Origin of the sequence: Chitinimonas lacunae, assembly GCF_042650885.1 — a bacterium.
Taxonomy (GTDB): Bacteria; Pseudomonadota; Gammaproteobacteria; order Burkholderiales; family Chitinimonadaceae; genus Chitinimonas_A; species Chitinimonas_A lacunae.
In genome coordinates this window covers 2109316-2123103 of sequence record NZ_JBHSBU010000001.1, presented here as the reverse complement: position 1 = coordinate 2123103, position 13788 = coordinate 2109316, and the positions used below count along the sequence as shown (strand labels likewise).

Genomic DNA, 13788 nt, shown 5'->3' with positions numbered 1-13788 from the left:
TATAAGTCGCCCGACTGCAACCCCTGTTGATATGCGTCAACCGTTCCGTGATGACGGCGCCAGAAAAAACGCCGCAGCGGAAAGGGGCGGTTTCCTGCCGCGACGGTTGCGCTTGTTGTTGTGTCAAGTCGTGCATCTTGGGCTGCTGCAAAGCAGCAAAATTTTACCGTCATACGTCCTATTACGGCAATTGAGCATTTGCTCAACTACCGCTGATGACGGAAGTTCGCGAAAACCGGCCAATCTAGGCGGGCAGGGCGCTCTGCAAAATCTGGGAAAACCACAATTGACAGCACGCTCGTCATATCAGATCGCTTCCCGTCAGAACGTCGCGGTGGTCATCGTCATGTCCTGGCTGTCCGCGCTGACGGTGTCCGCGTTAAAAACAAATTTTCTGAAAAACGGTTGCTAGAGGTTGAAAGGCTTCCAAAGAAAAATAAAAGCTTTCTCGGTCCGATCAGTTTGACTGGACCGTTGCGCAGGAAGGAGTGTGAGGCATTGCGCGGGAAATTCCAGCCCCCCTGGGTATCGCCCTAGCTGGGGGAATTCCTGGTCAGGACTGGCGTTGCGCCTGGCGGCGGGCGCGGTCGATCAGGCTCTGCAGGCTGTCGCCAGGCCGCAGCTCGGCACTGCCGAATTCGCCGCTGGGGAAGAACTGGCTGAAGCGCATCTGCAAGGCATTGGCCTCGCGCTCGGGCAGCAGCAGCAGATAACCGTCCGATTCGAGTTCGAGCAGGACTTCGTCTTCGCCGATCAGACCCGCCAGCAGCGAGCCGGGGCGGCGGGCCAGCCATAGTGCGGCCAGCGGCCGGTGGTAGCGGGTGGCGCGGGCGACTTCGGCTTCGGCGCGGCGATGCGCCGTATCGATGGTCTCGCCCTCGCCGGCAATCGCGGCAATCAGATGGCGCTGCACGCTGTTGGCGGCCTTGAGCGAGGCATGCTGTTCGGCTTCGGCAGCGTGGGCCGCCTGGAGCCGGTCACGCTGGCGCCGTGCTTCGTCGGCGTCGCGGCGGGCGTGTTCAAGGTCGAGTTCGGTCTGGAGCTGGCGCACCCGGCGCTGGGTTTCCTGGTCGCCCAGATCGCGTTCGAGCTGGCGCAGCGATTCGCTGTGCAGCAAGGCCCGTTCGAAATCGCCCTGTTCGCGGTAGAGGCTGACCAGGAGCTTCTGCGCCTCGGCCCGGGCGGGGGCCAGGCCGGCGCCGGCGGCGCGCTCGACCGCGAGTTCGAGCAGCAAGGCCGCGGTGGCCGGGTCGCCTTGGTGGCGATAGATGCGGCCAAGCTTGGTGCGTACATCGATTTCGCCCACGGCATGCCCGGCGGTATGAAACACATGGAGTGCGGCCAGCAGCTCGCCCTGGGCTTCCTCGTAGCGTTCGAGTTCGAGCAGCGGGGTGGCGCGATTGCCGTGGACGATGGCCAGCATCAAGGGCCAGTTCTGCGGCCGCACCAGCGCTTCGGCCCGGTCGCTCAGATCCAGCGACTGCTCGTAGCGGCCGAGCTTGGCATAGCAGATGGCGGCATTGGACAGATTGATCGCCTGATCGCGCACCCGGCCCAGGCTGCGGTAGCGCTCGACCAGTTGCAGAAAGACTTCGGCGGCCTCGGCCGGGCGCTGGGTCTTGGAATAGACGATGGCCATGCTCTGGCGCACATCGAGCCGTTGATCCTCGTCGGCGTCATCGCCAAGCAACTGTTCGGCGCCGCGCAGATAGTCGAGGGCGGCGTCGTAGCAGCCGGTGCCGTCGCAGACGATGCCAAGGCCACGCAGGGCGGCAAAGGCGGCATCCATATCCTGCTGGGCACGGGCCAGATCAAGCAGCAGATTGAATTCGTCGATCGCCTCCATGGTGTGGCCGATGGTATTGAGCGCCAGCGCCCGGTAGAAACGGGCGCGCAGTTCGCCCGCCGGATCGGGCCGCAACTGGGCGGCGGCGATGGCTTGATCGGCCAGGCTCAGCAGACGATACGGGTCGGCGAAATTGGCCTGACTCGCTTCTGCGATCAGTTGCTCGATTTCCGGTGCGGGCAGCAGTTTGCGCCAGTGGCTCAGATCCATAGGAGGGGTCGACTCGCTAGCGACGCGCCGCATCGGCGCGTCTGTTCACGTTGTAGCATTGAACGGCGAAGGCCGCGCCCGAAGTCGCGGCCTGAAGAAGGAAAATCTAGAAGGTTTTTCTTTTTTGTTTGTGAGCTAGGTCTAGTCTTGCAGTGATTTGGCTGAATAGTTTATTTTTGGGCGGAACCACTCCGGCACTGCACGAGGCTCGGCCGCGCCGGCGCGGGTATAGCCACGCTGCCTTACCGGCTCGTCAAAGCCGACAAGGACGCCGATTGTAAAGGGAAAGGCGTCAGCGTGGTCCGGCTTTGACGGTATGGCGCAGTCGGACGGCCAGTTGATCGAGGGTTTCGCCGCCGACGTGTTCGATGACTTCGATATCGAGCGGCTCGCTGCCCGGAAAGCTGAGCAGATGGGCATGGGCGATCCGGGCGCAGACGGCGTCGGCCATGGCGCGATCGGTCTCGGGCAGCAGCAATAGCAGGCCGCCTTCGAGCGGGACGGCCACATCTTCCTCGCGCAACTGGCCAGCGAGCCAGCCTGGTGCCAGTTCCGGCTGGGCGACGCCGAGCCAGGCGGCGGTCAGCGGACGCTGGTAGCGGCTGGCGCGGGCCAGTTCACGTTCGCCACGGCGGCGGGCGTCGGCCATCTGTTCGAGGTAGCTGGCCGAAAGCGCGGCGATCAGATTGCGCTGCACGCTATGGGCGGCGCGCAGCATATCGTTGAGCTGGGCCTGTTCGGCATGGGCTTTCTGCCAGCGGTCGCGCTGACGGCGCACCCGTTCGACATCCTTGCGGGCGGCGGCGAGTTCGACTTCGGCATGCTGGCGCCAGGCCTGGTCGCTGGCCTCGTCTTCATGCATCTGATGGGTGAGTTCGCGCAGGGTCTCGCTATGGTCGAGGGCAGTGGCGAATTCACCGGCGGCCTTGCACACCCGGATCAGTACATCGAGCGCCTCGACCCGCTGCGGCGTACGGCCGCTGGCCGCAGCAATCTCGACCGCGCCCTGGAGCAGCAGTCGGGCCGTGGACAGATCGTGGCGGTCGAGATAAAGCTCGGCCAGGCGGATGCGCACATCGATCTGCCCCGAGACGTGGCCGGCACCGGTAAATACCGGCAGTGCCGACAGCAATTCGTATTCGACTTCTTCCTCGCGGCCGAGTACCCGCAGCGGAATGGCGCGGGCGGCGTGCACCGTGGCCAGCATCAGCGGCCAGCGGAAGCGCCGTACCAGCGCTTCGGCTTCGTCGAGGATATCGAGGGCTTCCTGGTAGCGGCCGAGCCGGGCCAGATCGGTGCCGGCATTGCAGAGATCGACCGCCTGGTCCTTGAGATTGCCGCAGGCGGCACTGTCGCGCGCCAGGGCCAGATGGCGTTCGACCGCCTCTTCAAGGCGGCCGGTATGGGAAAACACGGTGGCGATGCCACGGCGCAGATCACGGCACTTGGCTTCGTCGGATTCGGCGTCGAGCGATGATTCGGCCTGTTGCAGATAATCGAGCGCACTCTCGAAACAACCGGCCTGATCGCAGATCGAACCGAGCGCCCGCAAGGCAGCGAAACGGGCGTCGTCATCGTCGCTCGCCTCGGCCAGCAGCAGCATTTCATTGAGTTCTTCGATGGCGGCTTCGATATCGCCCAGGGTTTGTTGGGCGGAAGCCAAATAGAGTCGGCCGCGCAGCTCGCCGGCGACATCGCCACGCCGTCGCGCGGCGGCGATGGCGTCATTGGCCAGTCGGCGCAGAAGTTCCGGATCGGAATACGCCGCGTCGGTGGCCTCGCTATAGAGACGCTCCAACTCGGGCGCGGGCAACAGGGCGCGCAGCAAGTCCATCGTGGTCGACCATGTGATTGACGCGTATACGTTGGAACGAGCGTAACAAATTCACACTCAATCAGGTGGATGTAAATATTTACTCTGTCTGAATTATAAGACAGATTGGTGAAAGAAATCAGGCGATTTCCCACGCCAACAGCAGGAAATATGCCTAATTAAAATTATCAGGACATTCTGATCGCCCCAAATAATAGGCACACAATAAAAAATAAAAAACGCCCCGAATGTGACAATTCGGGGCGTTTGGGCGACAAGCGGCGCTTAATTCGACTCGGCCGCTTCGACTGCCGCCAGTGCCGTCATATTGACGATGCGGCGCACTGAAGCGGTCGGGGTCAGGATATGCACCGGCTTTGCCACCCCCATCAGGATCGGGCCGATCGTCACCCCGTCGGCCGCGCTGACCTTGAGCAGGTTGAACGAGATATTGGCGGCATCGAGCGTCGGCATCACCAGCAGATTGGCTTCGCCCTTGAGGGTCGAGTCGGGGAAGACCAGCTTACGGATTTCTCCCGACAGCGCGGCATCGCCATGCATTTCGCCATCGACTTCGAGATCGGGTGCCATCTCGCGCAGCAGACCCAGCGTTTCGCGCATCTTGACCGAGGTGGGCGAATCGACCGTGCCGAAGCTCGAATGCGACAGCAGCGCCACCTTGGGCTGGATACCGAAATTACGCACCATCCGCGCCGCCATCACGGTGATCTCGGCAAGCTGGGCAGCGCTCGGGTCGGAATTGACGTAGGTGTCGGTGATGAACACATTGCCGCGCGGCAGGATCAGCGCATTCATCGCCGCATAGGTATTGACGCCGGGCTTGCGGCCGATCACCTGACAGACGAATTCCAGATGCGAATGGTAGTGGCCGTAGGTACCGCAGATCATCGCGTCGGCTTCGCCGCGTCGCATCATCAGGGCACCGATCAAGGTGGTCTTTCTGCGCACCTCGCGTTTGGCGAATTCCTGGCTGACGCCACGGCGCTGCATCAACTGGTAGTACTCGCTCCAGTATTCGCGGTAGCGCGGGTCGTATTCGTTATTGACCAGCTCGAAATCGATACCCGGGCGGATGCGCAGACCCAGCCGCTCGATCCGCATATCGATCACATTGGGCCGACCGATCAGGATGGGCGAGGCGAGGCCCTGATCGACCACTTCCTGCACGGCGTGCAGCACGCGCTCGTCTTCGCCCTCGGCGTAGACCACCCGCTTCTTGGCCTTCTTGGCCGCGCCGAACACTGGCTTCATGAACAGGTTGGACTTGTAGACGAATTGCAGCAGCGCATCGTGATAGGCGGCCAGATCGTCGATCGGCCGGGTGGCCACGCCCGATTCCATGGCGGCGCGGGCCACGGCCGGGGCGATCTTGATGATCAGGCGCGGGTCGAACGGCTTGGGAATGATGTAGTCGGGACCGAAGGTCAGGGTCTGGCCCATATAGGCATCGGCCACCACATCGGACTGCTCAGCCATGGCCAGATCGGCGATGGCGCGCACGCAGGCCAGCTTCATCTCGTCGTTGATGGTGGTGGCACCCACATCGAGCGCACCCCGGAAGATGAACGGGAAGCACAGCACGTTGTTGACCTGGTTCGGATAGTCCGAACGCCCGGTGCAGACGATGGCATCGGGGCGGGCTTCCTTGGCCAGCGGCGGCAGGATTTCCGGCTCGGGGTTGGCCAGCGCCAGGATCAGCGGGTGGGCAGCCATCGAGCGCACCATATCGGGCGTGACCAGTTTGGGGCCGGACAGGCCAAGGAAGATGTCGGCGCCGGCAATCGCATCCTTGAGGGTGCGATGCGCGGTTTCCTGGGCGTAGCGTTTCTTCGACTCGTCGAGCCGATCCCAGTCTTCGCGCTGGGTGTGCACCACGCCCTTGGAGTCGCACATCACCACATTGGCCGGGTTGAGGCCCAGTTTGAGCAGCAGGTCGAGGCAGGCGATGGCGGCAGCGCCGGCACCCGAGGTGACCAGGCGGACCCGCTCGATGTCCTTGTCGACCACCCGCAGGCCGTTCAGCACCGCAGCGGCGGTAATGATGGCGGTGCCGTGCTGGTCGTCGTGGAAGACCGGAATCTTCATCCGCTCGCGCAGCTTCTGTTCGATGTAGAAGCACTCGGGCGCCTTGATGTCTTCAAGGTTGATCCCACCGAAGGTCGGTTCGAGCGCGGCGATGATATCGATCAGCTTGTCGGGGTTCTTTTCATCGACTTCGATATCGAACACATCGATACCGGCGAATTTCTTGAACAGCACCCCCTTGCCTTCCATCACCGGCTTGCCGGCCAGCGGGCCGATATCGCCCAGGCCCAGCACGGCGGTGCCGTTGGAGATCACCGCGACCAGATTGCCCCGGGCGGTGTATTTGTAGGCGTTGAGCGGATCTTCGACGATGGCGTCGCAGGCGGCGGCGACGCCCGGAGAGTAGGCCAGGGCCAGATCGCGCTGGCTGGCCAGCGGCTTGGTCGGGGCTACCTGGATTTTGCCGGGGCGCGGAAATTCATGGTAATGCAGGGCGCTTTTGCGCAGCTCTTCATCCATCGGGGACTCCAACTCTAGCGGTTTTATTCGGTTCTGGAATGCCGGCCATTATAGGACGGCGGCCAAGGGGGCGTACTGTGGAAAGCCCCACCAGGACGCATTGGCACAACTGCGTGGCGCCTGGGCGCAAGCAGGACGCATCCGGCGCGCCGCCTCGCCGCGGCGGCCCTGGGGCTTAGCCGATCCGGCCCGGAATCGGGCGGCTGTCGACTGCCACATCGGCGCATTGGGCACGGTGGCGCAGGGCATGGTCGATCAGCACCAGGGCCAGCATCGCTTCGGCAATCGGGGTGGCGCGCAGGCCGACGCAGGGATCGTGGCGGCCGGTGGTGGACATCTCGACCGCCTGGCCTTGCTTGTCGATCGAGCGGCGCGGTTGCGGAATGCTGGAGGTGGGCTTGAGCGCGAGGCTCACCCGGATAGCCTGCCCGGTCGAAATCCCGCCCAGCACGCCGCCGGCGTGGTTGCTGGCAAAACCTTCGGGCGTCAGTTCATCGCCATGGAACGAGCCACGCTGGGCCACCGAGGCAAAGCCGTCGCCGATCTCCACGCCTTTGACGGCGTTGATGCTCATCATGGCGTAGGCGATATCGGCGTCGAGCCGGTCGTACACCGGTTCGCCCCAGCCGACCGGCACGCCTTCGGCCACCACTTCGATCCGGGCACCGACCGAGTCGCGTTCGCGGCGGATCTGCTCCATATAGGCTTCAAGCTGCGGCACGATGGCGTCGTCGGGCGCGAAGAACGGGTTGTTGCCGACGTGTTCCCAGCCCTTGAACGGAATGGCGATATCGCCCAGTTGGCTCATATAGCCGCGAATCTCGATGCCGTAGCGCTCACGCAGCCATTTCTTGGCCACGGCGCCGGCGGCGACCCGGGCTGCCGTCTCGCGTGCCGAGCTGCGGCCGCCGCCACGGTAGTCGCGGATGCCGTATTTGTGCCAGTAGGTGTAGTCGGCGTGGCCCGGACGGAAGGTATCGACGATCTTGCCGTAGTCCTGGCTGCGTTGATCCTGGTTGCGGATCAGCAGGGCAATGGGGGTGCCGGTGGTACGGCCTTCGAATACGCCGGACAGGATTTCGACCGTATCGGGTTCCTTGCGCTGGGTGACGTGGGCCGAGGTGCCCGGCTTGCGGCGGTCGAGTTCGGTTTGAATATCGGCACAATCGAGCGCCAGACCGGGCGGACAGCCATCGATCACGCAGCCGATGCCGGGACCGTGCGATTCGCCAAAGGAAGTGACCGTGAACAAAAGACCGAGGGTGGAGCCGGACATGGGAATTCCTGGGATATGCAAACGCGCCGGGCGAGTGTAGCACGGTCAGACAGGAGCGATCAGCGGGCGCGCAACGGTCTATTCAATATGGAAAATTTCTTGCAAATTATTTGCAAGATATAGAGCGGTAAATTCAAGTTTTATAAATAAATCAGCATGACTTGTTTGCAGCCGTCTCCGCCTTCGTCACCTCGCCAAGCAGGCTGCCTTCTGCCTGCCGGGCCACGGAGCGTCCGAGCCGGCCCATGGTCCGATGGGTGGTGAAAGCCGCCCAGCCCGGTTCAGCCGGGACGGCTGGGTTGCCTGTGCGGAAAACTTGGGCAAGGGGCGGACCCAGTGCATCGGCTCCAGACCGATCAGACAATGTTGCTGCTGACACCGATTCGAGAGGGAAATGCGCCAGGTGCCTCTCCATTTGAATCGGCGTCGCGGCTAAACCTGGAGGGGCGCTGCCTGCCTGCGCTTTGAGGTTCGGACACGCTGACGCCGAATCGGCTGGAGATGCGCTAACGGCTCGACAGCAGTTTCTCGGCTGCCAGATTGCGTGTCAGGCCAACCAGACACAGCGCTGTCAGCACGAGCGGCACCAGCCACAGCGCGAACCAGGCGAGCGGGGCGATCGGGTCGCCGCGCAGCACCTGTTCCATGGCGCGCATCTGGCTGGTCATGGGCAGCCAGCTTTCCCACACGGCGGGCGGGCCGGAGCGGAACATGGTGAGCAGCGGAATCAGGCCGGTGAGGGTGAGGCCAACCGAGATGGTCGATTGGGCTTCCTTGACCGTTTTGCCGAAGCTGCCAAGCAACAGCAGGGCGGCCGGCACCAGCAAGGCAAACGGCATGATCACCACCAGAAAATTGCCGGCTTCGATCAGACCGAAGCGGAACGGCAGGCCGACCTCGGGCAGCGGGGCGAAATTGAGGGTCAGCAGATAGGCCAGCAGACAGCCGCTGATGGCTGCCAGATTGTAGACGCTGGCGGCCAGCCACTTACCGAGGGCGATCTGCCAGGGCGACAGCGGCAGGGTCATCAGCGGTTCGAGCGACTGGCGCTCGCGCTCGCCGGCGGTGAGTTCGAGCGCGGCGGCAAGCGAGCCCAGCAGACCGGCGAACAGGGTATAGAAGCCGATCAGATTGCTGGCCATCTTGGAGCCCCGGTTGCCAGCGTTGGCCAGATCGACTTCCTCAAGACCCAGCGGATGGGCCACCTGCGGCGCCACGCCGCGCAGAATCAGCCGGTTGTCGCCCCAGGCGCGGTCGAATGCCTGTAGACCACGGCGCAGATGCGGATACACCACATTGAAACTGTCGCGTGAGCTGTCGGCCAGCAGCCGGATGGTGGCCGGCCGGCCTGCGGCGACATCGGCGCGGAAATCGGGGTCGATCTCCAGTGCCACGCTCAAGCGGCCGTCGCGCAGCCGGGCGGCGTAATCGGCCGGGGCGGCTTCGACGCTGATGCCCTGCCGCTCCAGAAAATCGACCAGCTCGGGCGCCGCCTCGAGGTTGGCCACGGCCACCCGTGGCGCATCGAGCTTGTCGAGCTGCTGGCTCAACATAAAGAACATCAGCGCGATCACCAGCGGTCCCGAGGTCAGCACCATCATCAGCACGGCAATCATCGACTTGCGGTCGCGGCGCAGCTCGGTCAGTTCCTTGCGAAAGATGTTGAGGACGGCATTCATGCGCGGGTCACTCCCTCGGCTTCGTGGCCGAGCAGGGTCATCAGGGCGTCTTCGAGGGTATCGCGGCCGCTCTGGTCGAGGATTTCAGTGGGCGTGCCGCTGGCGATCAGGCGGCCGTGGTTGACGATCACCAGCCGGTCACACAGCGCTTCGACCTCCTGCATGATATGGCTGGAGAACAGCACACAGCGGCCACGGGCCTTGAGCGCCAGGATCATTTCGCGTGTGGTGCGGGTGGCCAGGATATCGAGGCCGTTGGTGGGTTCGTCCAGGATCACCGTCTGCGGACCATGGACCAGCGAGCGCGCCAGGGCGGTCTTCATCCGTTCGCCTTGGGAAAAGCCTTCCACCGAACGATCGGCGATCCGCTGCATGCCCAATTCCTCGATCAGCCGCGCGGCAGCGGCTTCGGCGGCTTGCCGCTCCATGCCCTGGAGCTGGCCGAAATAGCAGATGTTTTCGCGTGCGGTCAGCCGTGGATAGAGTCCCTTGGCATCGCCCAGAACGCCGAGCCGGCGCCTGGCCGAGCGGGCATCGGCCACCACGTCGTGGCCGTCGATCCAGGCCGAGCCGCTATCGGGTTTGACCACGGTGGCCAGGATGCGCATCAAGGTGGTCTTGCCGGCGCCATTGGGGCCGAGCAGGCCGGTGATTTCGCCATCGGCGGCCGAGAAGCCGACACCGTCGAGCGCGACCACTTCCTGGCTGGCACGGCGCCAGCCGCGCTGGCTCACCATAAAGCGTTTGCCGAGTGCCTGGGCATTGATCATCGCCGCGCCTCCAGTCGGGACAGATAGAAGGGCGGGCGCCGGGTCGCCGCCAATTGGTCGATGCAGCGCTGCGACAGGGCGGCCGGATCGGCACGCTGGATAAAGTCGCTCACCAGACGCGGCACGCAGCGGTAAGGCGTGATGATATGACCGAAGCCGCTGGCCACCACATGACGCGAACGCGGCAGCAGACGGGCCACCGCCTCGGCCTGGGCGGGCGGCGTTACCGGGTCGAGTCCGCCAGACAGCAGCAGGACCGGCACCTGACTGCCACGCTTCAGCTCACGTACCGCCGATGGCCGGCCATGCGGCATGCGGCGGCAGGCATGGTCGAGATGGTCGAACAATTCGCCAAACAGCGGCGCCCGTTCGTGCACGGCCTGGCCATCGAGGCCGGGTCGCCAATCCTCGGCGCAGGCCACCGCCAGAAACAGGGCCGGATTGAGGCTGTCTTCGTCCATGCCCTGCTGGACCGAGAGTCCAGCTGCCAGCAGCGGGGCATAGTCGCCCCGGCGGGTCGATTCGACCAGTTGGGGAATCAGCGCCGCGCGCTCAGGCAGATAGAGCAGAGAGCGCAACACGCCATGAAATACCGAGCGGGTCAGTCGGCCTTCGACCATTTCGCCGCTGGCCGGATGGGCCACCTTGACCTCGACCGGCGCGCGGCCCAGCTGGTCGCTGAGGGTCTGGAAGGTGCGCCAGCCGTCCGGAAAGGCGGCCCGGCAGGCCGCATCGCGGTCGCAGTCGGCGTAGAGCCGGCGTAGTGCCGTTTCGGCGTGGACCGGCAGGTCGGTCAAGAGATTGAGCCCGGGCGCGGCCACGCCGTCGAGTACCAGGCTGCGTACCCGCTCGGGATGGCGGCCTAGATAGTCCTGCGCCACCCGGGTGCCGTAGGAGCCGCCCCACAGGTTGATCTGGGCGTAGCCCAAGCGCTCACGCACGGCTTCGAGATCGCGCAGATAATCGGCCGTGGTATGCAGGCGTGGGTCGCCGCTGAGTCCGCGCAGACATTCATCGACGGCGGCAAGGTCGTCGACGCCTTTGAGGGCGGCTCGCAGCGGATCTTCCTTCTGGGCCGGCTGGCCGCAGCGCAGGGTGCGCGAGCGGCCAGTGCCGCGCTGGTCGATCAGCACGATATCGCGCTCATTGCGCAGCCGCTCTAGCACCGAAGCCACCGGACCAAGGTCGCTGGCGGCCTGGCCCGGGCCGCCGGCGAGCAGGAATACCGGGTCGGGCTTGGGGTGACGCGCCAGGGCCGGCAGACGGGCGATATGGATGGGGAGGGTAGTCTGGCCGCCTTCGGCCGCAGGCAGTTGCAGCGTGGCGCACTGGGCGGCGCTGGGGGTGCGCGGCAAGCGGCATTCGCGCCAAGCAATCGGATCGGCCTGGGCCAGCGGGCTTAGCGCCAGTAACAGAGCCAGGCCAAGGCCGGGCCGGGAAAGAAGGGCGCGCATGCTGGATTTATTCCTTTTGCATGAAATCGCGGCGAATTGTGGCCGAGTTGGCGCTGCCGCCGCAAGCGCGCTGCGACGGCTGGCTGAATTCGCTACCATAGGCCCCCGTCGCCCGGGTGCGGGCGACGATTCCGGCGGCGCCACCCCTGCCGCGCCCGGCCGTCTGGCGGTGCCACCCGCAGCGCCGGCCGGCCTATGAGAACACATGGAGACGAGATGACCCCCTTATGGACCCCGACCCCGGCGGCAATTGCCACCAGCCATATCCGGCGTTTCTGCGATCTGCTGGCCGAACGCCACGGCGTCACGCTGGCCGATAGCGATGCGCTCTACCGTTTCTCGGTCGAGCAGCCCGAACCGTTCTGGGCCACGCTATGGGACTATGCCGGGGTGCGGGCCAGCCAGCGCGGCGAGACGGTCCTGAGCGAGGGGCAGCGGATGCCCGGAGCGCGCTGGTTTCCCGACAGCCGGCTCAACTACGCCGAGAATCTGCTGCGCCGTCGTGACGACACGACGGCGCTGGTATTTCGGGGGGAAGACAAAGTGTCCAGCCGGCTCAGCTGGGCCGAGCTGTACGAACAGGTGGAGCGAGTCGCCGCCGCGCTGCGCCGCGCCGGGGTCGGGCCGGGCGACCGGGTGGCCGGTTTCCTGCCCAATCTGCCCGAAGCCGTGGTGGCGATGCTGGCCGCCACCAGCCTTGGCGCCATCTGGTCATCGTGCTCGCCCGACTTCGGCGAGCAGGGCGTGCTCGACCGCTTCGGCCAGATCGAACCCAAGGTGCTGTTCTGCGCCGACGGCTATTTCTACAACGGCAAGACCATCGATTCGCTGCCGCGTATCGTCGGCATCGCCGCGGCGCTGCCCAGCCTGCGTCAGGTAGTGGTGGTGGGCTATACCCGGCCCGAGGATTCGCTCGATCTGGCGTCCATTCCCGTGGCATTGCCCTGGCGCGGCTTCTGCGTCGGCCCGGCCGAGCCGCTGACCTTTGCCCAGCTGCCTTTCGACCATCCGCTGTTCATTCTCTATTCCTCGGGCACCACCGGGGTGCCCAAATGCATCGTCCACTCGGCCGGTGGCACGCTGTTGCAGCATCTGAAGGAGCATCTGCTCCATGGCGACCTCAACCCCGGCGAGCGGCTGTTCTACTTCACCACCTGCGGCTGGATGATGTGGAACTGGCTGGTATCGGCATTGGCCTGCGAAGCCACGCTGCTGCTGTTCGACGGCTCGCCGTTCGCGCCCGGGCCCGAGGTGCTGTGGCGCTACGCCCGCGACGAGCGCTGCCAGGCTTTCGGCACCAGCGCCAAATACCTGTCCGCGCTCGAAAAGACCGGCTTCAAGCCGCGCGAACTCGATGACCTTGCCGACCTCAAGGTGATCTACTCGACCGGTTCGCCGCTGCTGCCCGAGAGCTACGACTACGTCTACCGCGATATCCGCGCCGATGTGCGGCTGTGCTCGATTTCGGGCGGCACCGATATCGTGTCCTGCTTTGTGCTGGGCAATCCGACCAAGCCGGTATGGCGTGGCGAGATCCAGCAGCGCGGCTTTGGCATGGCGGTCGAGGTGTTCGACGATGAGGGCCGGCCCCTGCGTGGCGAAAAGGGCGAACTGGTCTGCACCAAGCCTTTCCCTTCGATGCCGGTGGGCTTCTGGAACGACCCCGACGGCGCCAAATACCGCGCCGCCTATTTCGAGCGTTTCCCCAATATCTGGTGTCATGGCGACTGGGCCGAATTGACCGAGCACGACGGCGTGATCATCCATGGCCGCTCCGACACGGTACTGAACCCGGGCGGCGTGCGTATCGGCACGGCCGAAATCTACCGCCAGGTCGAGACCTTCCCCGAAGTGCTCGAATCGATGGCGGTCGGGCAGGATTGGGACGGCGATGTCCGGGTGGTGCTGTTTGTCCGGCTGCGGCCCGATGTGCAGCTCGATGAAGCGCTGGCTGCCCGGATCAAGCAGAAGATCCGCGACGGCGCGAGCCCGCGCCATGTGCCGGCCAAGTTGATCGCGGTGGCCGATATTCCGCGCACCATCTCGGGCAAGATCGTGGAGTTGGCGGTACGCAATGTGATCCACGGCCGGCCGGTCAAGAACCAGGATGCGCTGGCCAATCCCGAGGCGCTCAAGCTGTTTGAGAATCTGCCGCAGTTGCGCGACTAGGCACGC

General features: G+C 64.7%; 9 protein-coding genes. 2 read left to right on the top strand and 7 right to left on the bottom strand.

The annotated features are described in order from the left end of the window. The first annotated feature begins 31 nt into the window (after positions 1 to 31). Positions 32 to 412 carry a hypothetical protein gene (locus ACFOW7_RS08650; RefSeq protein ID WP_378163154.1) on the top strand — a complete coding sequence of 127 codons (381 nt, stop codon included), beginning with the start codon at positions 32 to 34 and terminating at the stop codon, positions 410 to 412. A gap of 141 nt (positions 413 to 553) precedes the next feature. On the opposite strand, the gene ACFOW7_RS08645 is transcribed toward ACFOW7_RS08650, so the two are convergent. The 7 genes from ACFOW7_RS08645 to ACFOW7_RS08615 all read right to left on the bottom strand — a co-directional run bounded on the left by ACFOW7_RS08645 (position 554) and on the right by ACFOW7_RS08615 (position 11613). Continuing rightward, on the bottom strand, positions 554 to 2056 hold the full coding sequence (locus tag ACFOW7_RS08645) for a tetratricopeptide repeat protein (RefSeq protein WP_378163152.1): 1503 nt from the start codon (positions 2054 to 2056) through the stop codon (positions 554 to 556). A gap of 292 nt (positions 2057 to 2348) precedes the next feature. Then, positions 2349 to 3890, bottom strand: a complete 1542-nt coding sequence (locus ACFOW7_RS08640; protein ID WP_378163150.1) for a hypothetical protein — start codon at positions 3888 to 3890, stop codon at positions 2349 to 2351. Between the two features lie 264 nt (positions 3891 to 4154). Beyond that, on the bottom strand, positions 4155 to 6434 hold the full coding sequence (locus ACFOW7_RS08635; protein WP_378163149.1) for an NADP-dependent malic enzyme: 2280 nt from the start codon (positions 6432 to 6434) through the stop codon (positions 4155 to 4157). Positions 6435 to 6609: 175 nt separating this feature from the next. Next, on the bottom strand, positions 6610 to 7710 hold the full coding sequence (aroC, locus tag ACFOW7_RS08630; RefSeq protein ID WP_378163147.1) for a chorismate synthase: 1101 nt from the start codon (positions 7708 to 7710) through the stop codon (positions 6610 to 6612). 506 nt (positions 7711 to 8216) lie between these two features. Then, positions 8217 to 9389, bottom strand: a complete 1173-nt coding sequence (locus ACFOW7_RS08625) for an ABC transporter permease (RefSeq protein ID WP_378163145.1) — start codon at positions 9387 to 9389, stop codon at positions 8217 to 8219. Continuing rightward, positions 9386 to 10159 (bottom strand): ABC transporter ATP-binding protein, encoded by a 774-nt coding sequence (locus tag ACFOW7_RS08620; RefSeq protein WP_378163143.1) that lies wholly within the window; start codon positions 10157 to 10159, stop codon positions 9386 to 9388. The genes ACFOW7_RS08625 and ACFOW7_RS08620 overlap by 4 nt, the downstream gene beginning before the upstream one ends. Continuing rightward, the gene (locus tag ACFOW7_RS08615) at positions 10156 to 11613 is read right to left on the bottom strand and encodes an alpha/beta fold hydrolase (protein ID WP_378163141.1); all 1458 of its coding nucleotides are present in this window, start codon (positions 11611 to 11613) and stop codon (positions 10156 to 10158) included. Before ACFOW7_RS08615 ends, ACFOW7_RS08620 begins: the two co-directional genes overlap by 4 nt. Positions 11614 to 11829: 216 nt before the next feature. Here ACFOW7_RS08615 and ACFOW7_RS08610 point away from each other — a divergent pair, with 216 nt between their 5' ends. Further along, the gene (locus ACFOW7_RS08610) at positions 11830 to 13782 is read left to right on the top strand and encodes an acetoacetate--CoA ligase (protein ID WP_378163139.1); all 1953 of its coding nucleotides are present in this window, start codon (positions 11830 to 11832) and stop codon (positions 13780 to 13782) included. The last annotated feature ends 6 nt before the right edge of the window (positions 13783 to 13788 follow it).

Excerpts from the sequence above, each read along its gene's own strand:
- ACFOW7_RS08640 (WP_378163150.1), bottom strand. The coding sequence starts at position 3,890 with ATGGACTTGCTGCGCGCCCTGTTGCCCGCGCCCGAGTTGGAGCGTCTC.
- ACFOW7_RS08610 (WP_378163139.1), top strand. The coding sequence starts at position 11,830 with ATGACCCCCTTATGGACCCCGACCCCGGCGGCAATTGCCACCAGCCAT.
- aroC (WP_378163147.1), bottom strand. The coding sequence starts at position 7,710 with ATGTCCGGCTCCACCCTCGGTCTTTTGTTCACGGTCACTTCCTTTGGC.
- ACFOW7_RS08650 (WP_378163154.1), top strand. The coding sequence starts at position 32 with ATGCGTCAACCGTTCCGTGATGACGGCGCCAGAAAAAACGCCGCAGCG.
- ACFOW7_RS08620 (WP_378163143.1), bottom strand. The coding sequence starts at position 10,159 with ATGATCAATGCCCAGGCACTCGGCAAACGCTTTATGGTGAGCCAGCGC.
- ACFOW7_RS08615 (WP_378163141.1), bottom strand. The coding sequence starts at position 11,613 with ATGCGCGCCCTTCTTTCCCGGCCCGGCCTTGGCCTGGCTCTGTTACTG.
- ACFOW7_RS08645 (WP_378163152.1), bottom strand. The coding sequence starts at position 2,056 with ATGGATCTGAGCCACTGGCGCAAACTGCTGCCCGCACCGGAAATCGAG.
- ACFOW7_RS08625 (WP_378163145.1), bottom strand. The coding sequence starts at position 9,389 with ATGAATGCCGTCCTCAACATCTTTCGCAAGGAACTGACCGAGCTGCGC.
- ACFOW7_RS08635 (WP_378163149.1), bottom strand. The coding sequence starts at position 6,434 with ATGGATGAAGAGCTGCGCAAAAGCGCCCTGCATTACCATGAATTTCCG.